This is a genomic window from Empedobacter sp. UBA6305 (assembly GCF_002440405.1).
GTDB lineage: Bacteria > Bacteroidota > Bacteroidia > Flavobacteriales > Weeksellaceae > Empedobacter > Empedobacter falsenii_B.
The window spans coordinates 181753-204215 of record NZ_DJTP01000041.1 but is presented as its reverse complement, the minus strand read 5'-3'; the positions used below and the strand labels follow the sequence as shown (position 1 = coordinate 204215).

At 32.4% G+C, this 22463-nt stretch carries 15 protein-coding genes; 5 read left to right on the top strand and 10 right to left on the bottom strand.

What is annotated here, in order from left to right:
- The first annotated feature begins 139 nt into the window (after nucleotides 1-139).
- On the top strand, nucleotides 140-631 hold the full coding sequence (locus tag B3M86_RS10580; RefSeq protein ID WP_286494701.1) for a hypothetical protein: 492 nt from the start codon (nucleotides 140-142) through the stop codon (nucleotides 629-631).
- A gap of 112 nt (nucleotides 632-743) precedes the next feature.
- Here B3M86_RS10580 and B3M86_RS10575 read toward each other — a convergent pair whose 3' ends face one another.
- The 4 genes from B3M86_RS10575 to ileS form a co-directional block, all read right to left on the bottom strand.
- The gene (locus B3M86_RS10575; protein ID WP_219033648.1) at nucleotides 744-980 is read right to left on the bottom strand and encodes a hypothetical protein; all 237 of its coding nucleotides are present in this window, start codon (nucleotides 978-980) and stop codon (nucleotides 744-746) included.
- 69 nt (nucleotides 981-1049) lie between these two features.
- Nucleotides 1050-1694, bottom strand: a complete 645-nt coding sequence (locus tag B3M86_RS10570) for a lipoprotein signal peptidase (RefSeq protein ID WP_038331916.1) — start codon at nucleotides 1692-1694, stop codon at nucleotides 1050-1052.
- Nucleotides 1695-1703: 9 nt separating this feature from the next.
- Nucleotides 1704-2090, bottom strand: a complete 387-nt coding sequence (locus B3M86_RS10565) for a TraR/DksA family transcriptional regulator (RefSeq protein ID WP_115001530.1) — start codon at nucleotides 2088-2090, stop codon at nucleotides 1704-1706.
- Nucleotides 2091-2094: 4 nt separating this feature from the next.
- The gene (gene ileS / locus B3M86_RS10560; protein WP_291075779.1) at nucleotides 2095-5502 is read right to left on the bottom strand and encodes an isoleucine--tRNA ligase; all 3408 of its coding nucleotides are present in this window, start codon (nucleotides 5500-5502) and stop codon (nucleotides 2095-2097) included.
- A gap of 213 nt (nucleotides 5503-5715) precedes the next feature.
- Here ileS and B3M86_RS10555 point away from each other — a divergent pair, with 213 nt between their 5' ends.
- Genes B3M86_RS10555 through B3M86_RS10545 form a run of 3 tightly spaced genes read left to right on the top strand, consistent with a single transcriptional unit; the run spans nucleotide 5716 to nucleotide 9161 of the window.
- Entirely contained in the window at nucleotides 5716-7335 is a 1620-nt protein-coding gene (locus B3M86_RS10555; protein WP_291075781.1) for a DUF4836 family protein, read from the top strand.
- Entirely contained in the window at nucleotides 7325-7966 is a 642-nt protein-coding gene (locus B3M86_RS10550) for an ATP-binding cassette domain-containing protein (protein ID WP_115001533.1), read from the top strand. The genes B3M86_RS10555 and B3M86_RS10550 overlap by 11 nt, the downstream gene beginning before the upstream one ends.
- Nucleotides 7950-9161 carry an ABC transporter permease gene (locus B3M86_RS10545; protein WP_115001534.1) on the top strand — a complete coding sequence of 404 codons (1212 nt, stop codon included), beginning with the start codon at nucleotides 7950-7952 and terminating at the stop codon, nucleotides 9159-9161. The genes B3M86_RS10550 and B3M86_RS10545 overlap by 17 nt, the downstream gene beginning before the upstream one ends.
- A gap of 76 nt (nucleotides 9162-9237) precedes the next feature.
- Here B3M86_RS10545 and B3M86_RS10540 read toward each other — a convergent pair whose 3' ends face one another.
- The 3 genes from B3M86_RS10540 to B3M86_RS10530 all read right to left on the bottom strand — a co-directional run bounded on the left by B3M86_RS10540 (nucleotide 9238) and on the right by B3M86_RS10530 (nucleotide 14398).
- Nucleotides 9238-9900, bottom strand: coding sequence for a porin family protein (locus B3M86_RS10540; protein ID WP_291075785.1), 663 nt, complete (start codon nucleotides 9898-9900; stop codon nucleotides 9238-9240).
- Between the two features lie 201 nt (nucleotides 9901-10101).
- The gene (locus tag B3M86_RS10535) at nucleotides 10102-10623 is read right to left on the bottom strand and encodes a hypothetical protein (RefSeq protein WP_125348662.1); all 522 of its coding nucleotides are present in this window, start codon (nucleotides 10621-10623) and stop codon (nucleotides 10102-10104) included.
- 190 nt (nucleotides 10624-10813) lie between these two features.
- On the bottom strand, nucleotides 10814-14398 hold the full coding sequence (locus B3M86_RS10530; protein ID WP_291075786.1) for a DUF2723 domain-containing protein: 3585 nt from the start codon (nucleotides 14396-14398) through the stop codon (nucleotides 10814-10816).
- 251 nt (nucleotides 14399-14649) lie between these two features.
- Here B3M86_RS10530 and guaB point away from each other — a divergent pair, with 251 nt between their 5' ends.
- Nucleotides 14650-16110: an IMP dehydrogenase gene (guaB, locus tag B3M86_RS10525; protein ID WP_291047161.1), complete on the top strand. Its 1461-nt coding sequence runs from the start codon at nucleotides 14650-14652 to the stop codon at nucleotides 16108-16110.
- A 43-nt stretch (nucleotides 16111-16153) separates the two neighbouring features.
- Here guaB and B3M86_RS10520 read toward each other — a convergent pair whose 3' ends face one another.
- The 3 genes from B3M86_RS10520 to B3M86_RS10510 all read right to left on the bottom strand — a co-directional run bounded on the left by B3M86_RS10520 (nucleotide 16154) and on the right by B3M86_RS10510 (nucleotide 22433).
- The gene (locus B3M86_RS10520) at nucleotides 16154-17539 is read right to left on the bottom strand and encodes a T9SS type B sorting domain-containing protein (protein WP_291047106.1); all 1386 of its coding nucleotides are present in this window, start codon (nucleotides 17537-17539) and stop codon (nucleotides 16154-16156) included.
- Nucleotides 17540-17636: 97 nt separating this feature from the next.
- The gene (locus B3M86_RS10515) at nucleotides 17637-19235 is read right to left on the bottom strand and encodes a SusD/RagB family nutrient-binding outer membrane lipoprotein (RefSeq protein ID WP_286494709.1); all 1599 of its coding nucleotides are present in this window, start codon (nucleotides 19233-19235) and stop codon (nucleotides 17637-17639) included.
- 15 nt (nucleotides 19236-19250) lie between these two features.
- Nucleotides 19251-22433, bottom strand: a complete 3183-nt coding sequence (locus B3M86_RS10510) for a SusC/RagA family TonB-linked outer membrane protein (protein WP_286494710.1) — start codon at nucleotides 22431-22433, stop codon at nucleotides 19251-19253.
- Nucleotides 22434-22463 lie beyond the last annotated feature (30 nt).

Here is a 22463-nt window from a genome sequence, read left to right as displayed (position 1 = left end):
TCGAATCCAGTAGGGACCACAACAGAACTTCTTTCAAGAAATTGAAAGGAGTTTTTTATTTATTATTTTTTGTAATTTTATATAAATCAATTCTTATGAAAATTACAAAACTAGTATTACCATTATTTCTTTTACTTTCATGTTTCACTTTCTCCCAACAAAAAAGAAAACAACTTTACCTCCACCTAAAATAAAGAAAGTTCCACCTTTACCAGCTCCTCCAAAAGCTAAATTATACGAGCCAACTTTTGACAACGAATACTTTATTTGGAAACTAGAAAAAGACACGTTATTACCTGCTGAATCCCCTTATGAAATAGTTTTACAAGTCAATGATTACTCAGCTTTTATGAGAATAAATAGTTACCCAGAAGAAACTGAATATAAATCAAAAGTAGTATCCATTAAAAATGGTGATATTATCTCTAGAACAATATTAATGCAGGCTAATAATTATGACGTTGAAATAAAAAATAATATTCTAGAACTGAAAAATCGGAAAACGAATGAAGTTGTAAAGTTTAAAATTATAAAAAAGAGTGGAAAAATTATACAGTTACAAGATCTTAACTCTAAATTAATCTTTACAAAAGATGATAAATACGAATATTACGCTCCGCCTTCTTTGTAACTATAAAAAACTCCGATAACAAACTTCCTTCATTTAACTTGTTCTGAATTGATTAATAGTTGATTTTTCATTTCTTCATTAATATTAAAGATTGTTTTGTAGACCAAAAGGATTATATTACGATTAAATCATTCGTATTATTTTGCTTTATTGCTACGAATATTTCTAAAATATCATTTTGAATATCAATAGAACCTTTATTAACGATTGAAATTATATCGTCTAAAGAAATACTTTTATTTATAAAACTCTCGTCATAAGAACAGCTTTTGACATGATAGATTGCAACATATTTAGATAAATCATTCATGTCACAACTTTCAGTCAAAAGATTAAACCAACTATTCATCAAAATCAATTCTTGTACAAATAAATATAATAAAAAATCCCTCAGCGCTTGAACTGAGGGATTATCTTTTTAAAATCTTAATCTTACACCATTTTCGGTTGTAAATGCTTTTTTACGGAAAAGAAACAAAGTAAGTCCTCCAATAAAAATAGCCGAATCTGCGATATTAAATACAGGCTGAAAGAACTTATAATGTTGTCCGCCTATAATTGGAATCCAAGAAGGCCAATCGAACTCCACAATTGGGAAATAAAGCATATCTACGACACAGCCTGTAAACCAACCAGAATAACCAGCAAAGTTTGCTTGTGCGACACCTTGATATCCTACCCAATCCTGAAACATTTCATTGTAAGTAGTTCCTTTATCGAAAATAACGCCATAAAAAATTCCATCAAGTACATTCCCTATTGCACCTGCCAAAACAAGCGCAATCGGAATGATAAAGAAGTTATTATTTAGTTTTTTCGACCATGCATTAATATAGTAGATAATCATTCCGATTAAAGCAATTCGTAAAAGTGATAAAACTATTTTTCCTGTTTCTCCTCCGAAATGCATTCCATATGCCATTCCAGGATTTTCTACAAATGCTATTTTAAACCAACCCAAAACATCTACGTCTTCACCTAAAAAAAAGTGTGTTTTTACGTAAAATTTTGAAATTTGATCAATGATTAAAACCAAAATGGTAATGAGTACTACTTTTTTCAAAATACTTGATTAACGTTGCATATTTTTAGCTTCGATGCTTAATGTTGCATGCGGAACTAATTTCAAACGATCTTTGTTAATTAATTTTCCTGTTACACGGCAAATACCGTATGTTTTGTTCGAAATACGTAACAATGCATTTTTCAAATCACGGATAAATTTATCTTGGCGTGCTGCTAATTGTGCATTTTGTTCTTTCGACATGGTTTCAGAACCTTCCTCAAACGCTTTGAAAGTTGGTGACGTATCGTCCGTTCCATTGTTACTATCGTTTGTGTAAGCTTCTTTCAATAATTCATAATCTTTTATAGCCTGATCTAATTTCTCTTGAATTATTGCTCTAAACTCTTCCAACTCTGCATCAGAGTACCTTACTTTTTCATCTGTTGTTGCCATACGCTTACAGTTTTGTAATCGCAATTTGCGTCATCAATCCATTAATTTCAACCTCTGCTCCATTTGCAACTTGCTCTTGTAAAACAAGATCTTCAGCTAATGTTTCAGAACAAATGTAATCTTTGTTTTGCTCGACTGCATTTACGATTGATTCATCATTTTTTAAGTTAAGTATAATTTTGTCGGTTACTTCTAGTCCGGTTTCTTTACGTATATTTTGAATTCTATTTACCAATTCACGTGCAACACCTTCATTAATTAATACTTCAGTTAATTGTAAATCAAGTGCTACTGTCAATGTAGAATTAGAAGCAACAGTCCATCCTGGGATGTCTTTTGTAGCGATTTCAAAATCTTCTAAATCTAAAGTTAATGTTTTGTTGTCAATTAACAAATCTATTTTACCTGATTGCTCTAATTTAACAATTTCTTCATTCGTTAATTCTGCTGTAGCAGCCGAAATAGCTTTCATTTCTTTTCCATATTTCGGACCTAAAGTCTTGAAATTAGGTTTAATAGATTTCACTAAAAGACTTGATGCTTCTTCGTTTGTTAAAAGTTGAATTTCTTTAACGTTAACTTCTTGTTTCAATAATTCTGATACAGCTTCCAAATTAGCTTTCATCGTATCATTCAATACAGGAATCATTACTTTTTGTAATGGTTGACGTACTTTGTTATCACTCAATTTACGAAGTGATAAAATCATACTTGTCGCCGTTTGTGCTAAATGCGTTTGTTCTTCTAATTCGGTTTTAATCAATGATTCGTCTGCAACTGGGAAATCTGCTAAATGCACAGATTCTGCAGGATTTTTACCTGTAGCTGCATTCAAATCTTTGTACAAACGATCCATGAAGAATGGTGCAATTGGAGAACCTAAAATTGAAACCGTTTCTAAAACTTTGTACAATGTTTGGTAAGCTGCAATTTTATCTTTCGAATAATCACCTCTCCAGAAACGTCTTCTTGATAAACGTACGTGCCAGTTTGATAAATTATCTATCACAAATTCTTGAATAGCACGAGCCGCTTTTGTTGGTTCATAATCTGTTAAAAAGGCATCAACTTTTTTCGTTAATGTATTCAATTCAGAAATAATCCATTGATCTAATTCAGCTCTTTCATTTACAGGAATTTCTTCTTCCTTAAATGTAAATCCATCCACATTCGCGTATAAAGCGAAAAATGAATACGTATTATATAATGTTCCGAAGAATTTACGACGAACTTCGTCAACTCCGGCAATATCAAATTTCAAGTTTTCCCAAGGTTGCGCATTCGCAATCATGTACCAACGCGTAGCATCAGGACCATAAGTTGCCAATGTATCAAATGGATCGACAGCATTCCCCAAACGTTTTGACATTTTTTGACCGTTTTTGTCTAAAACCAATCCGTTTGACATTACATTTTTGTATGCTTTCGAATCAAAAACTAATGTACCGATTGCATGCAATGTATAGAACCATCCACGTGTTTGATCGACACCTTCTGCAATAAAATCAGCTGGATACATTGTTCCGTTATCAATCAATTCTTTATTTTCGAATGGATAGTGAACTTGCGCATAAGGCATTGCTCCAGAATCAAACCAAACGTCAATCAAATCAGCTTCGCGTTTCATCGGTTTTCCAGATGCAGAAACTAACATAATTTCATCTACTACATTTTTGTGTAAGTCGATCAAATCATAGTTTTCTTCTGTCATATTTCCAACTTCGAAATTTTGGAAAGGATTAGAAGTCATTACGCCTGCCGCAATTGATTTTTCAATTTCAGCAACTAATTCTTCAACAGAACCAATTACAATCACTTCGTCCCCTTCTTCAGTTCTCCAAATTGGCAATGGAATTCCCCAATAACGAGAACGAGATAAATTCCAATCATTTGCATTTTCTAACCAGTTTCCGAAACGTCCTTCACCAGTCGCTTTAGGTTTCCAATTGATTTCTTTATTCAATTCAACCATACGGTCTTTTACATCCGTTACTTTAATAAACCAAGAATCTAATGGATAATATAAAATCGGTTTGTCCGTTCTCCAACAATGTGGATAGCTGTGTTTATATTTCTCTACTTTGAAGGCTTTGTTTTGCTCTTTCAATAAAATCGCGATTTCTACATCAACCGATTTTTCAGGAGCAGTTCCATCATCGTAATATTCATTTTTCACATATTTACCTCCGTAACCTTCTGGTAAGTCAGCCACAAAACGACCTTGTAAATCTACTAAAGGAACAGGATTTCCATGCGTATCTAATACCAACATTGGAGGAACACCAGCATCTTTTGCAACACGCGCATCATCCGCACCAAAAGTAGGCGCAGTGTGCACGATACCTGTACCATCTTCTGTTGTTACGAAATCTCCAGGAATTACTTGGAAAGCATTCTCAGCATTTTCGTAAGGCAACGTCCAAGGTAATAATTGCTCATAACGCGTTCCAACTAAATCAGCACCTTTGTATTCTCCAACAATTTTGTAAGGAATTGTCTTATTTCCTGCTGCATAAACTTTGAAATCTTCTTCTGTTTCTGCTAAGAAATATGGTTTACCGAATTGTTTAGAAACCAATGGTTTTCCTAAAATTACGCGAATTGGCTCGAATGTATATTGATTGAATGTTTCAACTACAACATAATCGATAGTTGGACCAACTGTTAACGCTGTATTTGATGGCAACGTCCAAGGTGTTGTTGTCCAAGCTAAGAAATACACATCTCCATCAAAATTATTGAATAGAGTCGTAGAATCTTTCTTTACTTTAAATTGAGCAACAATCGTTGTATCCGTAACATCTTGATAAGTTCCTGGTTGATTTAACTCGTGTGAAGATAAACCTGTACCAGCTTTCGGAGAATATGGTTGAATTGTATAACCTTTGTACAACAAATCTTTGTTATAGATTTGTTTCAATAACCACCAAACAGACTCCATATATTTTGGTTTATACGTGATATATGGATCTTCCATATCCACCCAATAACCCATTTTTTCAGTCAAATCATTCCACAAATCTGTGTAACGCATTACTGTACGTTTACACGCTTCGTTATATTCTTCAATTGAAATTTTAGTTCCAATATCTTCTTTGGTAATTCCTAATTCTTTCTCAGTTCCCAATTCTACTGGTAAACCGTGCGTATCCCAACCCGCTTTACGGAAAACTTGTTTTCCTTTCAACGTTTGGTAACGACAAAATATATCTTTGATAGAACGTGCTAAAACGTGGTGAATCCCTGGCTTTCCGTTTGCAGAAGGAGGACCTTCATAGAACACAAAAGATGGATTTCCATCACGCGTAGAAATACTTTTCTCGAAAACATTATTTTGTTTCCAATCTTCTAACGTTTCTTTTGAGACTTGTACCAAGTCTAAGTGCTTATATTCTCTAAACTTTTTTGCCATCGAATTCTTTCTTATTTCTTCTAAATCAAGGAGTGCGAATATAAGAAATTTTTACATATTTTTATTGTTATAGAAACGAAAATCATATTAATAATTGCTTAAATTTATCCCAATATTACAGATTTAACAATTCTTGAATAAAAATCAGATGATTTCAGATTTAATTCAGCATTAACCAAATAATTAACAACAATTTTTAAAGATATTTTTTCGATGAAAAAAGGCTTCAAATATTACTCAATTCTATTCATTATTTTGCTTTTTGCAAGTTGTTCCAAAAACGAAGATTATACGGTTTTGATTCCAACAGATGCAGATTTTGTTGCGTTGATAAATCCAAAATCAATTGCAGAAAAAGGTAATTTTCAGAAATTAGAACAATACAAAATTTATCAATTAGCCGAAGGCGAACTTAAAAATCAAGATCCGACTTTTGATCAATTATTAAATGATATCAAAAACAATCCGACCTCAGCAGGCGTAGATATTATCAGTCCTATTTACCTTTTTGGGCAAAAAATTAATGGAAAAAATATGGTTGCGTTGATTACAAATATGCGCGACAAAGATCAGTTTGAAAAACATTTATCAACCATTTACAAAGGTTTATACAAAAAAGATATTTCGTTTGAAAAGAAAGATGGTTTTACGACGATTTCTGGATTCAATAAACCGTTTATGGCTTGGAATAAATCTCAATTTTTATTGATTGTTTCTGAATTTGGAGTTGGAGAAAAAGCGATTCAAGATTATTTTACGAAAATTATCAACGATAAACATTCACTTGCGAAGGAAAATAATAGTTTTGGAGATTTTGTCAAAAATTCGCAGGATATCAACATTTGGTACACTGGAAATTTTTTGAAAAACCTCTCGAAACATGAAAGTTCTGAAAAGAAAAACCTTGATTTTACAAAAAGCTCTTGGGTTAATTTTATTTCATTTACTTCGGACGGAATTAGTTTTACGCAGAAATTTCATCCAGATGCGATTACAAAAGTTGAATTGCAAAAACATCCGATGTGGAAATCGAAAATCAATACTGATTTTTTTAAATATTTGCCTGCGCAAAGTTACATGAACATTGGACTTGGTATTTATCCTGCCAACACGCGTTATGTGTTCGAAAATCAAAATTTCTTGACTACTTTTTTAGAGCAATATGAAATTGATTTGAACAAATTAGAACAAAGTTTTGAAGGCGAAGCTTTGTTTAGTGTATATGATTTTGAGATCGGAAAAGCATTCAATCCAAATGATTTTTTTGGTAAGAAAGAAGCTTTTATTAAGCAGGTTGTTTATCCGCAATTTGTTTTGGGTGGAAAAATGAAAAACGATCTTTTCTTCAACGAATTTATTAAAGCCCATCAAGAAAATATTCAGAAAATTGGACCTTATTATATGCTGCCGCTTTCAACAAATATGAAGATTTATATGACGTACAAAAACAATTTGATGTACATCACAAATAATCAATCGATCATGAATCAATATTTGAACAATATGGTAAGTTCTTCAAATTTTGTTACGTCAGAATATGCTACAAACGCTTCAAATCCGATGTTTGGTTACGTGAATTTAAATTTTGATCAATACCCAAAAGAAGTTCAAAATTATATTTATCAACAAATTCCGTTCGGAAATACGAAAGAAATGCAAACGGTTTTATCCAATTTTGATCACATCGATTACCGCGTTTCGAATGAATACACAAAAACAGGAAAAATACATATGAAAAAGACGGATAAAAATAGTTTGGAAGTGATTTTCTTACTTTTAGACCAAGCTTATTCACTATTTTTCAATCAAGCTGCACAACAAAATGGAAATTAAAATCAGTCAACTTGTTCCGCATCCTTTGAAAGAATTTGGGTTCGAACAATCTGAAATTTGGAAAAATACATACACTTTTTCGAGCGGAAATATTTATCAAATCGTTGCACATTCTGGTGTTGGAAAATCGACGTTGATTAATATTTTGTACGGCGATAGAAAAGATTATGATGGAGAAGTTTTGTTTGATGGACAAAATATTAAGAATTATTCTTTGAATGATTGGACAAAAATTAGACGTGAAAAAATCGCCTATGTTTTTCAAGGTTTACATTTGTTTGAAGAATTGACTTTGATGGAAAATATTCAATTAAAAAATGTATTAACGCAACATCAATCTGAAAATCAAATTATTGAATGGATCGAAAAAGTTGGTTTAAAAAGTCATTTACATCAAAAAGCGATTCATCTTTCTTATGGTCAACGTCAACGAATTGCTGTGATTCGTGCACTTTGTCAACCATTTGATTTTCTACTTTTGGACGAACCTTTTAGTCATTTAGATGAAGTAAATCAACAACTTCTGATTGATTTGGTTACCGAAGAAGCTACAAAAAATAACGCTGGAATCATCTTTACAAGCTTACACGAAATTCACGATAAACGCCTTGCAAATGTCATTCAACTCTAAAACTTTAATCGAAAAATTGGTTCGTAAAAACCTAAGTTTCTTGCGAATTACAACCTTTTGTTTTTTCTCAATCATTGGATTTTTCATCTTGATTTTGGCTGGAACAATTTATTTGGATTATGCCAAAAATTTTGGAGAAGATAGTTCAGTTTGGAAAGCAAATTATGTGGTCTTAAACAAAAAAATATCGTCTTTACAAACGTTGACTGGTGAAAAACCAAGTTTTAGTGAAGATGAAATTAATGATTTGAAATCACAGAATTTTGTTGCAAAAGTCGGAACATTCAAAAGCAGTCAATTTCCTGTGAAATTGCAAGTTGGTGGTGTTGCTGGAATTCGTGGTTTTTCCACTGATTTATTTTTCGAATCTGTTCCTGAAGATTTTATTGATGTAAAAGAATCAGATTGGAAATGGCAAGAAGGACAAGATTTTATTCCGATTATTATTCCGAAAAGTTATTTGAATTTGTACAATTTCGGTTTTGCAACAAGTCAAGGTTTACCACAAGTTTCGGAAGGATTATTTACTAAAATTCCTTTTCAATTGATTTTAGGAAAAGGAGAAAATCAGAAAGTATATCAAGCGAGAATTGTCGATTTTACAACAAAAATTAATACGATTTTAGTTCCTGAAAACTTTTTGGAATGGGCAAATCAAACTTATGCGCCTCAAAAAAATACAGAACCTTCGCGAATTGTTGTTGAAACGAAATCTCAAGGAGATGAAAATGCTTCGACTTATTTTGAGCAACAAAATTATGATATCAACAAAGACGAATTGAAAAATAATGAACTGACGTATTATCTAAAATTAGCTTTTTCGTTGGTTTTATTTATTGGATTAATCATTGTTTTTGCAGCAATTTGGTTGATGATTATCAATTTTCAATTGATGATTGAAAAGAATAAACACAAAACGAAAGATTTATTTTTGATTGGATACAACATCAATCAATTGGCTCGTCCATATCTGAAATTTTCGATTATATTTATGTTATTCAGTTATATTATTTCTATTCCGTTAGTTTATTTTGTTTTAGATATCATCAAAGAAAAAGTCGGAAAATTTATGGCAACAGAAAGTTCTCACGTTTGGGAAGTGATTGGTTTTGGATTAATAATCGTAATCATTTTATTCATTATTAATAAAATAATTTTGACACAATCGATCAAAAAAATTGCGTTGAAAGATTAATGCTAAATTTTATAAAAACATAAAAAGGATTCTGAAAAACTCAGAATCCTTTTTATTTATACTTAAATATTCTCGATTAGAACGAATATCCAACTCCTACAGAAAACGAATGATTTTTTACATCTCCAACTTCTACATTGTTGTTGTTTTTATTATCTCCTATTTTAGTTAATCCCATATAGTATCTCGCTCCAACATTGATATTGTCTGTTACATTATATCCCAAACCGAAGTTAACACCAAAGTCAAAGTTTTTTACATCATCTTTTACATCAAACTTTTGTTCTGTTGTGTAAACGGTATTATTCGCATATGTACTTGTAGATTGTTTGTTGCTCGCATACAGATTAAATCCAAATTGTGGACCAGCCTCTATATTAAAACGAGATGCAGCAGGATAGTATTTGAACATGATTGGAACTTGAATATAATCTAAAGTCGTTTTGTTTTTACTTTTTACAGTTGTATTTCCTACTTCCATTACTTCATCTTTGTACTTTCCTCCCATTCTTGTAAAATTTACCTCTGGTTGAACAGCAAATTGATCAGTAATTGGAAAATGTCCATAAACACCTGCACTAAAACCAACTTTATAATCATTGTCCTTTACATCATCTCCATTAAAAGAAGACATATTAACACTCGATTTTATACCAAATTGTGACGATGTTGTTTTTTCTTGTGCGCTCAAACTTACAACTCCTAACATTGCAGCAGCAATAAAAAATATTTTTTTCATCTTTTAAATTTTATAGTTCTAATTATGATGTATGCATAATTTCAAGTCTTGTGCCAAATAATGTTAAAAAAGAGTACTACAAATATTAATTAACTCATATTAAATATATTAATCATTTAATTTTAACATTCATAAAAGCATATTAATAAAAAAAAGCTACATCTTTCGATATAGCTTTTATAAATTATACGTTATTTTCTATTAGAATTTATAAGCAAAACCAACAGATACTGCATTATATTTCCAATCTACAGTGTTATTATTTTCTGGACCAGCAGAAATTCCTTTATACCCTGCATATAAATCCCATGTTGAAGCAGAATAGCCAATTTTAGGCTGCCAAAATAAACCTCCTTCATAACCGTCAGTTGTAGCGAAAGCATAACCTAAATCAGCACCTACAAATAAATTATTTCCAAACTCGTATTTAGCTGTTGCTGCTAATGGAATAAATCCAACATCATCTTTTTCAGCTACAACTACATTATTAATTTTATACTCTTTTCCAATAAAATGATCATAACCTACTTTAGCACCTAATTTAAAGTTATTTGCAATAGGATGTAAATAAGCTAAATCTACTCCGATATTAAATGAAGATACATCTGCTGTCTCTCCTACTGGAATACCTACGTGAACTGTACCTTCTACTCCTGTTGTTTGCGCTGAAACTCCAACCATACCTGCTACTGCGAAAGCAGCTGTTAATAATACTTTTTTCATTTTTATAATGTTTTAAAATATTTACAATTTTGTTAAACTTATTTGCATAATTTCAATTTATGTGCCAAAGTTAAAAACTAGATAATGATAAAAAATACTAAAATTAACAATAACCTAATATTCAGAACTTTATTTCACAAAAAAAGCTCCAAAATAATTTTTGGAGCTTTTCTGTGTTTATTGATTTGACTTATTGTCCGACCATTTTGTATAAAATATTCTGTTGTTGTTTCGCATAATTGGTATCAATTTCTGCAGCTACACCAATCATTTCGTCTAAATAATTAAACTGATTCATGATTTTTGCTTGATCAGCTGCGTCAACTTTTCCATCTGCCACAACTTCTTTATATAAGGTTTCGAATTTCTTCAATACAGGATTATAAGCAGATTCAAAAACTTTCAATGCTTTTTCTTTATCACCTCTTTCACCTAAAGCGGAAGCTTCGTTGTAGATTGACATCATCAAATCATTTTTAGCCGCGGCTAAATCTGAACCAATTGAATATCCTTTCCCTGAAGGCAACGACTCAAAGAAAGCTATTTTCGCATTTGCTTCTTTACGAACATGTGCAAACAATTCTTGCGCTTTTTTATCCTCTCCAGCTTTCAAATAAATTCCGGCAATTCTACTTACTCCATAACCAATGTCGTATTTCGCTAAAGCAGGAATTTCTAACATCACTTTGTCTAAAACTGCAATCGCTTCTTTTTTGCGTCCAGCATTCAATAAATCATCCGCCAAACGAACTGCAGTATTTCTATAAGAAGATGTATAGTTACGCTCTGTCAAACTAAATGACGCATCAGGATTATTGTATCCAGACCATTTGTAAGAATTGAATGTTCTTAACAACATATCATTATCAGAAGCTCCAATAATTCCTCCTTTACCAAAAGGGGTATAAATTGGAACTAATTTATAACTCATCCCTGCATTCAATAAATAATCATTCATGTAGAATGTATTTTCTGGATCAGAAATTCCTCCACCACTAAAGTAAATAGGACGATCCCAATTGTATTTCGCCATCATTGACAACAACAATAAATTGTTTTTGAACAAACTTGACGCTTTGATATTAATTGTGATTGAATCAACCATTTTATCGGCATCTTTTGCACTTACAATTCCATATTTTAGCGCGTTTGCTTTATTTACAGGAACAACAATTTTAGAAACAGGTAAATAATTTGCTCCACCAATTGGATAACCAAAATAATCTGCTAAAGCTTGTTTCTCTGGTGATTTATTATCTAAAATAAAATCCATTGCTTCTTTAGCAGTCATACTATCTGTTGTGATATATTTTTGCAATGGTTTTAAACTTTTATAAACTGACATCACTTGGTTTGGATCAATTTCAGGATCAGATAAATACTGACCAACTTGCTCGATTGGCATTTGACTTAACGTTTCTAATGTTTGATTAGACCCTGGTTTAATGAAACCATTTATTTGATCAAAAATATTTTTAATTGAACCTCCAACAACAATAATTTGATCGTTAGTTCCAGATTGATAATCTTTCGGTTTCAAATCACTTGGAAGTGGTGCTGCATTGTACGTTCTGCGTAATAATTGCTCTAAATTCCATGGAGAAGCTGCCAATGTTAAATTCGCAATTTTTACATCATCACGGAAATTTTCGGTTTCTTGTAATCCCCAAAGCGGATAAGTATCATTGTCACCATAGACAAAAAGAATGGCGTTTTTATCGAGCGGATTCAGATAATTGTACGCCAAAGAATAAGCTACAGAACGCTCTGAACGATCGTGATCGTCCCAGTTTTGAGCACCCATTAAAATTGGAATACCAGCTAAAATTACAATCGTTCCAATTGCTAAAGACGGTTTCAATTCTTTCTTCATCAATTTTTGAAGTAATAAATAAACTCCTTGCACACCCAATCCTGCCCAAATCGCAAATGCATAGAAACAGCTTACTAATGCATAATCACGTTCACGAGGCTCGAAAGGTTTTACAGATGTATAAAAGATGATTCCGACACTTGTTAAAATAAACAATGACAACAATGACCACCAGTTGACAAAGTTTCTGTTTAATTGTGTAAATAATCCGATTAAACCTAAGAATAATGGTAACATGAAATACACATTCGTTCCATCATTTCTATATTCATCTGGTAATTTTGATTGATCACCTAAACGTGGATTATCAATAAATGGAATTCCTGAAATCCAGTTACCTTTTGTAATCTCGAAATTACCTTCTAAATCATTTTGACGACCAGAGAAATTCCACATAAAGTAACGGATAAACATATAGTTGATTTGGTAATCAATAAAGTAATTAAATTGTTCACCAAATGTAGGTGGTTCGATATCTAAAATCTCACCATATTTCTTAAGGTCTGCAACTTTTAATTGTCTGTTTTGACGTTTCTCTACTAATTGCGCGTACATTTGTTGCGCTTCTTTATCCCCTGCATATTGTGCATTCAAAGAGAATTTTGGAAAAGCATAAACTGCTGCATAATTCTCCATCACACCTGGGTCTGGACTGAACATTTTAGGGAAAAACTTCACATATTTATCTTCATATGTATAATCTAAACGATCCGAAACTTTCAAATATTTTCCTGTACGTTTATCCTTAATATATTCAGAACTACGAACTGTACTTTCTGGTGCTCCGTTAGTATCACGCTTGATTCCGTCACTTGCAATATGAGCCGTAAAAACTGGTCCGTACATCACAGGCCAAGAACCATATTGTTCACGATTAAAATAATCTAAAACACCCAAAGCTGTATCAGGATCATTCAAATTCATGTGAGGATTTGCGTTTGCACGAATCGGAATAACTAACCAACATGAGAAACCAATCAACATAAAAATCACACACCACGAAATTGTATTCAATAATGCTGAACCATATTTCTGAGTTAATTTAATCGCAAAATAGAAAACTGCAATTAAAATAATAGTGGCGATAATTGTTCCTGAATTAAAAGGCATTCCCAAATTATTTACTACATAAATCTCTGTTCTTCCAAAGAATGTCATCACAACTGGGAAAATTATTTTGAATACAAAAGCTAAGATAATCAACGTAATTACATTTGTGATTAAGAAACTTTTGATTGTAAATCTATATTTTCGAGCATAATATACAAAACAAACTGCTGGAATTGCTAGCATTGCCATTAAGTGAACACCAATCGATAAACCAATTACCAACGAAATAATTACTAACCATTTGTTTCCTCTAGGTGTATCTGCTACTTGATCCCATCTTGTAATCAGCCAAAATAATAGCGCAGTAAAGAAAGATGCCATTGCATAAACTTCTCCTTCTACCGCAGAAAACCAGAATGTGTCGCTAAACATAAAAATTGCAGCTCCAACTAATCCACTTCCTAATGTTATAATTTTTTGAGAAGCATTTAGTTCAATCGCATCAACATTCATTGGTTCTTGCGTTTTTGCAAACATTTTTCGAGCAAAATATGTAATTGTCCAAAACAAAAACATAATTGTTCCTGCACTATACAAGGCAGATGTACTGTTGATTAATATGGCGTATTTGCTTCCGTCACCAAAAGCTAAACCAGACCAAACTGCTCCCATTATTTGGAACAAAGCTGCCCCTGGTGCATGCGTAATTCCCAATTTTGCTGATGATACAATGTACTCACCACAATCCCACAAACTCAGGTAACGCTCCATCGACGCCAAATACAATATTGTCGCTATCAAGAACATCGCAACACCCAAGATGTTGTTCCACTTTTTGAAATTTATATCCATTTTGTTTTAATAAACTATCTTGCGAAAATAAGATAAAAAATTGATATAGCTTAGGATTGAAATGATTAAATTCTGATTAGAATCTCATCTAAACAATATAGATTTATCGAATATTTTAAAATTAATTTTAAAGTTTCTAATCGATTCATTTACATATTAACAAAACATCAAATCCTACAAAATAAAGATACATTTTATCAAATAGTTTTGATTCTAAACTTTTTTCATCTAAATTTGCAATGCAAAAAGCAATGCCTTTAACAGACAAAATTCTACAAACGGGCTTCACTTTTGACGATGTGTTATTAGTGCCAGCCTACTCAGAGATATTACCGAACCAAGTATCTCTACAAACAAGATTCACAGACAATATCACACTTAACATTCCGATAGTTTCTGCTGCGATGGATACTGTATCCGAAGCAAGATTAGCAATTGCATTAGCGCGTGAAGGAGGTTTATCTTTCGTGCATAAAAATATGTCTATCGAAGAACAATCGAACGAAATTGATATGGTAAAACGTTCAGAAAACGGTATGATTTCTGACCCAATCACATTATCGCGTCACCACACATTACAAGATGCTGTTCATTTAATGGAGAAATATAAAATCTCTGGATTACCAGTTGTGGAAGATGATAGAACATTGGTTGGTATTATAACAAACCGTGATATTCGTTACCAAGAAAACTTTGATCAATTGGTCGAAGATGTCATGACAAAAGAAAATATCGTTACATCTGATATTGATACTGATCTTAAAAAAGCGAAAGAAATTCTTTCTCGTTACCGCATCGAAAAATTACCAATCGTTGACGAAAACAATAAATTAATCGGGTTAATTACGATTAAAGACATTGACAATTTAACAGAATTTCCAAATGCATGTAAAGACTCTAAAGGTCGTTTACGTGTTGGAGCTGGAGTTGGTGTTGGAAATGATACGTTAGAGCGTGTTCAAGCCTTGGTTAATAAAGGTGTTGATATCGTTGCTTTAGATTCTGCACATGGACATTCTGCAGGTGTAATTAGTAAAGTCGCTGAAGTAAGAAATGCTTTTCCTGGATTAGATATCGTAGGTGGAAACATTGTAACTGCCGAAGCTGCAAAAGCATTAATAGATGCTGGTGCAAATGCTTTAAAAGTTGGTGTTGGACCTGGTTCTATTTGTACAACTCGTGTTGTAGCTGGTGTTGGAGTACCTCAACTTTCTGCTATTCATGATGTACATTCTTATGCAAAAACAAGAAATGTATCAATTATTGGAGATGGTGGAATCAAATTATCAGGTGATATTGTAAAAGCAGTTGCTGCTGGTGCAAACGTGGTGATGTTAGGAAGTCTATTCGCAGGAACGGATGAAGCACCAGGAGAAGAAATTATTTTCCAAGGACGTAAATTCAAAGCCTACCAAGGAATGGGTTCTTTAGCTGCAATGAAACGTGGTTCTAAAGATCGTTATTTCCAAGCCGATGCGAAGAAATTAGTTCCAGAAGGTATTGAAGGTCGTGTTCCTCACAAAGGTTCTATTGCAGAAGTTGTTTACCAACTATGTGGTGGTTTGCGAGCTGGAATGGGATACTGTGGAACTCCAACTATTCAAGATTTAATTGAAAACGGAAAATTTGTTCGTATCACAGGTGCAGGTTTAAATGAATCTCATCCGCATGATGTTGTGATTACAAAAGAAGCTCCTAATTATTCGAATTAAGAATTATCAATATATTAAACAAAATAGCAAGCTAATTGGCTTGCTATTTTGTTTTTAAAACGATATATCCTGTTTTAAGTGTCTCTTTATCATCTTTTATTATAAACCAATAAGTCCCTGTTGGCAATACAAAATTATTATGTTTACCGTTCCAAGGCAAAATATCATTTACGATTCCATTCGCAACTATTTTACCATATCTATCAAAAATCTGAATTTTAGCATTTTTATAAAAATCTTTATTTCTCAAACTCCAAGTGTCATTAATTCCATCACCATTTGGTGATAAAAAATTGAAGCCGTTTGCAATATCAAAAGGTATAGGTCCAAAAACACAACCTAATTTAGTTTTATACCAAATACTAATTAAATCTGCTGTTTGATTGAAAAATGTACCACTATTCTGAAAAGTAATGCCATCTAAAGAATAACTATCAATATTAGCATTTGGAAAAGGAATTATCGTAATACTATTAGAAGTTGCAGTTACTTTTTCTATACGCGATCTTTCTTTCTCCGGAATCACATTAATTTTGAGACTTGATTTACAACCCAAATCATTATCAAAATAGACAATCCACTCTCCCAAGGCATCAACTTTCACTTCTTTTTTAGTTGATTTTAAATCTCCATTAAAATACCATTCGTAATTAGATTGATTATCTGGACCATTAACCACAAAAGGAGTTCCACAAAACTCAAATTCAGTTTTATCCATTTGAGTGGAATAATCTTTTAATTTTAGCTCTATTACAGAATACGATACACATTGCTTTGAAAAATCTTTAAACGATATTTTCAAATAAACTTTATGCTCCTCTGTTGGATGAATCAGATAATTTCTCCAATCAGATTCTTGGATTAGATTCTTATCCAAAGTCATATCCAGTTGAGTTTTATAAAGACTAAATACTAAAATTCGTTCATCTGTAGGTACATTTATAAATGCTTCAATTAAAGAAATTTTGGTTAAATCATACTTTTCATAATTTGCTTCTATACAACCAAAAATAGATTCGCCGTTTAATCCAGGTGGGGTTCTATTCCTATTGTAAATGACTTGAACTGGAAAAGTTTCTATCGGATTATGTAACGTATTCTCTATAAATTTAAAATAAAATATCTTCCTTTCTTTATCTCCATCATCTATTGTAAAAATCCTTTTCACTCTAGGATATTCTATTGTAAAATTAGAATTTTTATAAACACGCCCGTTGTGTGTATATTTTATAGGATCTAAAGTTGGGTTTTGTCTATAAAATTCCGCTTGAATTTCATCTAGATCTGTAGGTGTTTCTATGATTAAATCATTATTAAAATTATAACCTAAACATTTATTAATTTCTACCTTTCTTATAGTCGATTGACCTAAAACAGTACATAGTATATTAAAACAACTTATAAAAAAAACAAACCTTATACCTTTCATAAACATTATCTTCTAGTGAAATTACGATTTTTTTTTCATAAAAAAACAGCTACTTCAGTAGAAGTAGCTGTAAAGTATTAAGAAAAATGTGATACTATTATTTAGCAAAAAATAATTTAGAATCAATTTCATCACCATTGCTTAATTTAGATGAAGCATCTTTATAATTCGCTCCATTTAACGATGGTTGTGTAATTGGATAACGTACACGTGCTGGCAAGTCTTTAGCAACAACATTACCTGACATTAATGGAGTAAATGTATAAGTAGCTCCATTATTATCTTTTGCTGTTTGACCTGGTAATAATAAAATTCCTCCATTTGGATAACCTGTTCTACGGTATTCATTCCAAGCTTCAGCTCCTTGCATGTATAATGCAATATATTTCTGCGTAATAACGTTTTCTTGATTTGCAGCTGGTAATGCATTTACATAAGCTGTAGCTTTAGTTGCATCAACACCCCATTTATCCATAGAGGCTTGTACACCTGCTTTATAATGAGTTGCATCCCATCCATTAATTTCTGATAAGATAAACTCTACTTCAGCATATTCCATTAATACTTCAGCAAAAGTAGGCGTCATTACATACTTAGAAGTAAATGAAAGTTTAGCTGTTTCATTATTTAGTGATAACATTGTATCTGGAAGACCATAAGGCATACCTTGATATTTTGTTAGATCATCAGTATCAGAATATGATGCTGGATATACTTGAGACTTTTTAAGACCAATAGGTGCTGCATAAACTTGTAAACGAGGATCCACTCCAAAGTTTTTTGTTGATTGACCTTTTAACAAGTTAATAAACTGTTTATTCGTCGCAAAATCTGTACGCATACTTCCTGTAAAGAAAGTTGCCCAAAATGGAGATCCTTCTGCAGCAGAACTACCAAAGTTTTGAGCTGCATTATCATCATTCGATGTAAATACTCCTTTTGCAATTGCATCTGTGATATGAGCGTTTGCTGAAGGCAATTTAGCTTTTACACGGTTAGCAATTCTTAAACGCAAAGAGTTTGCAAATTTTTTCCATTTAGCAACATCTCCTCCATAGATATTATCCCCACTAGAAAAACCAGACGCATTCACATCCAATTGCTCTGATGCCTCTTTTAATTCTTTTAACAAATCTTCATAAATAACTTGTTGAGAAACATATTTAGGTGCAGCGTAATCATCAATTTGTAAAGCTTGGAAATCTGCATTTTTATTCCCGTGAGACCAATATGGTACATCACCAAAACTTGACACTAATTGATCAAATGTATATGCTAACATTATTCTTGAGATAGCAATTTGATTATCTAAATCACCATACTGTCCCATTTGAGCTGCAGTCTCTGGATTTGTACATTTATCAATAATATCTTTAAAGTTAGATGCTGATCTATATAAAGCATTCCAACCTCCTGAAGTTTGAGTATCACGATATTGATACTTATCTTCTTCAGTATAGTTAATTTGTGCTGTATACTGCATCCAAGGCATTGACATACGTGCAGACCACCAACCATCTCTTGCTGTTGACATTAAATATCTTGTAGCTCCATTAAAAATAGTATATGTAGGTACAATTTCAGGGCTATTCGGATTTTCATTAAGCTCTGCTAATCCATTATCACAAGAAGTGAACATTGCAGTAGAACCTAATAAAGTAGCCATTAATAAATATTTTCCGATATTCTTTTTCATAACTCTTTTTCTAAATTAAAATTGTAATTTAAGATTCATACCAAAAGATCTTGTTGAAGGTAAAGACCCTCCTTCTAATCCTTGTACATTTCCTGAACCTCCTGTAGCAACTTCTGGATCAAAATTCTTATTATCTAACCCCCATGTAGCTAGATTTCTTCCAAATGCAGATACAACTACATTAGAAAATGGTCCAGCCCATTTTTTAGGGAAAGTATATGATAAAGTAACCTCTCTTAATTTGATGTAATCAGAATCAAATACGTTTTGAGATGTTGGTCCTGAATAATAATTTCCAAAATATGAAGATGCATCAACAACTTTTGTATTTTCTGCTGTATTTGTTACTGTATAAGTTCCATCTCCATTTGATTTTACTGAACCAGTAACACCCTGAGAAATTACACCGTTTTCACGCACTCCATTTGCTGCTGTTTCTTCTAACATACCTGAGTACATACCCCACATATTTGTTAAAGCAAAGTATTTACCTCCTTTTTGCACATCTACTAACGCAGATAAAGAAACACCTTTGTAAGTAAATGTGTTACGGAATCCCATGTTATAGTCAGGTAAAACAGAACCTAAATTCTTAACGCCAGAAGATAAATACAATCCGTTAGCCCCAACTACTTTATTACCTTGATCATCATAAATAAAGTCAGTTCCACGGATTTGACCATATTTAGAACCTAACATTGCATAAACCCCAGCTTTAAATGGTGCTTGAGCTAATGTAATAGATTGTAAGTCTCCGTATAATTCTACAATTTTGTTATCATTTTTTGCAAAGTTCCATGCAAAATCCCAAGAAAATTCTTCAGTTTGGATTGGTGTAATCTTCACCATTGCTTCAATACCTTTATTTTCCATTACCCCAGCATTATACCATTTAGCAGTAAACCCAGTTTCAGCAGGAGTTGTATTTTGTACAATTAAGTCGTTTGTTTTTTGTTGATAATAAGTAACATCAAATCCGAAACGATTTTTAAAGAATTGCATTTCTAAACCAACCTCCCAAGAATCTACCATCTCAGGTTTCAAATTTTTATTTGCTTTAGCTAATGGTAATAAATAATAAGGATCTCCTAAATTTGTAGTTCCTGTAAACGTAGAATTAGCATATGTATCAATTAAATTGAAAGGATCTGTATCATTTGCTACACGAGACCAACCTCCACGAATTTTACCAAATGTTAACCAATCTTGTTTAATCAAGTTTGAGAAAACAAACGCTCCAGATACTGAAGGATAAAAATACGAGTTATTTGCTTCTGGTAAAGTAGATGACCAGTCATTACGAGCTGTTACATCTAAATAGAATACATCATAGAATCCAAAAGAAGCACCTGCAAATACAGAATTTACTCTTTTCTTAGATCTATAATTAGATACAGTTGGTGATGCCATTGAGTTAGACAACGAATATAAATTTGGAACAACTAATCCTCCTGAAGTAGCTGCATTTACATTAGATCTTGTCTCATGACGTCTATTAACCCCTGCGAAAGCATTCACACTAAAATCAGTCCATTTCTTTTCATAGTTTAAACGCCCTTCGTAGTTCATCTCTGTAAATTGACGAGTATATAAACTATATCCTGATGTCGCTTGAGATCCTACTGCAACTCTTTCTTGAATTTGTAAGTTATAATGATCTCCATAAACAGCTCCAGTTGCATACAACCCTGGTAAGATGTCATATCTTAATTTTACGTTTCCATAAAAACGATCACGTCTATCGTCAGAAGTATTCTCATTAATAATCCAATATGGGTTATCAGAATATAATGGTGTGGCATTATTCCAAGCAGTTCTGTTCCAAGATAATTGTTCTCCTTTACTGTTTTTATAATTTTTTAAAGCAGCAAAATCTAACGAACGTTGTCCCCATTGATAGAACTTCTGAATAACTGAATTATCTCCATATCCAAACTCAGGACGATTAAATCCATCTGTTCTCACATAATTCATATCTCCAGAAACCTGAAATTTATCTCCAAATTTGTTATCAATCCCTAAATTAAGAGTTGTTCTTTTTAATGATGAATTAGGAATAATACCTGATTGATTAATGTTAGATATTGCTAATTTTGCATTCGTATTTTCATAAGATTTTGAAAAACTAGCAGAATTAGTATAAGTAATACCTGTATTATAGAATGAATCTACGTCATGAGCTGGAGCTTTCCATTCCCTTGCAACCATATAGTTTGTTGGATCTTCAGGATTAAATGCATTCCAATGAAGAACCATTTGACCATTATATTTTGGCCCCCAAGATTCATCCATTTGATACTCTACAATATTATATTGTTTTCCATCTACTGTAATTTTACTAAACGTATCCTTAGATCCACCTCCATAAGATTTTTGAAGCTTAGGACTAATTGCTACTTGATCAAATGAAACCCCCGTGTTAATAGTTATTTCATCACGACCTTTTTTACCTTTTTTAGTCGTAATCATAATTACACCATTAGCACCACGAGACCCATATAAAGCAGATGCTGGACCACCTTTCAATACGTTGATTGATTCAACATCATCAGGGTTCATATCAAAAGCCCCATCTCCATAATCGCGACCTCCACTACCACTTGAAGCACCAGAACCATTAACGTTGTTGTTACTCATTGGTATACCATCGATAACTATCAATGGTCTATTTTCTCCAGTAATAGAACGTAACCCTCTAAGAACAATACGAGTAGACCCTCCTAAGTTACCAGAGTTGTTAGAGATTGACAAACCTGCAACATTTCCTGATAAGGAATTTAAAGGGTTGCTCCCTCTTGCAGCAGAAATCACATCTCCTTTAACTTCTTGCGAAGCATATCCTAATGATTTTTTTTCACGTGTAATACCTAATGCGGTTACTACAGCCCCTTCTAACTCTACTGTATCAGAAGCTTTAAGAGTTACTTTATATTCTGAACCAGCACCAACTGAAAAAGTTTGAGTTGGTAATCCCATTGCTTCTACTGTTACTAAATCTCCTTGTTTAGCTTCAATACTAAACACCCCATTTTCGTCAGTGTAAGCTTCTTTTCCTGATGTTGTTTTTACAACAGCATCAGCTACTGGAAGTCCATCAGAGTCTGTTACAGTTCCTGTAACAGTCTTTTCTTGCGCATATAATGAAGTTCCTAAAAGAATACCTCCTAATACAAACAAGTTTTTTAAATTTCTCCTCATCTGTTAAAACATTTTTAAAACTTTCATAAA

Coding starts and splice junctions, on each gene's coding strand:
- B3M86_RS10580 (WP_286494701.1), top strand. CDS start 140: ATGTTTCACTTTCTCCCAACAAAAAAGAAAACAACTTTACCTCCACCT.
- B3M86_RS10575 (WP_219033648.1), bottom strand. CDS start 980: ATGAATAGTTGGTTTAATCTTTTGACTGAAAGTTGTGACATGAATGAT.
- B3M86_RS10565 (WP_115001530.1), bottom strand. CDS start 2,090: ATGGCAACAACAGATGAAAAAGTAAGGTACTCTGATGCAGAGTTGGAA.
- ileS (WP_291075779.1), bottom strand. CDS start 5,502: ATGGCAAAAAAGTTTAGAGAATATAAGCACTTAGACTTGGTACAAGTC.
- B3M86_RS10555 (WP_291075781.1), top strand. CDS start 5,716: ATGAAAAAAGGCTTCAAATATTACTCAATTCTATTCATTATTTTGCTT.
- B3M86_RS10550 (WP_115001533.1), top strand. CDS start 7,325: ATGGAAATTAAAATCAGTCAACTTGTTCCGCATCCTTTGAAAGAATTT.
- B3M86_RS10545 (WP_115001534.1), top strand. CDS start 7,950: ATGTCATTCAACTCTAAAACTTTAATCGAAAAATTGGTTCGTAAAAAC.
- B3M86_RS10540 (WP_291075785.1), bottom strand. CDS start 9,900: ATGAAAAAAATATTTTTTATTGCTGCTGCAATGTTAGGAGTTGTAAGT.
- B3M86_RS10535 (WP_125348662.1), bottom strand. CDS start 10,623: ATGAAAAAAGTATTATTAACAGCTGCTTTCGCAGTAGCAGGTATGGTT.
- B3M86_RS10530 (WP_291075786.1), bottom strand. CDS start 14,398: ATGGATATAAATTTCAAAAAGTGGAACAACATCTTGGGTGTTGCGATG.
- guaB (WP_291047161.1), top strand. CDS start 14,650: ATGCCTTTAACAGACAAAATTCTACAAACGGGCTTCACTTTTGACGAT.
- B3M86_RS10520 (WP_291047106.1), bottom strand. CDS start 17,539: ATGAAAGGTATAAGGTTTGTTTTTTTTATAAGTTGTTTTAATATACTA.
- B3M86_RS10515 (WP_286494709.1), bottom strand. CDS start 19,235: ATGAAAAAGAATATCGGAAAATATTTATTAATGGCTACTTTATTAGGT.
- B3M86_RS10510 (WP_286494710.1), bottom strand. CDS start 22,433: ATGAGGAGAAATTTAAAAAACTTGTTTGTATTAGGAGGTATTCTTTTA.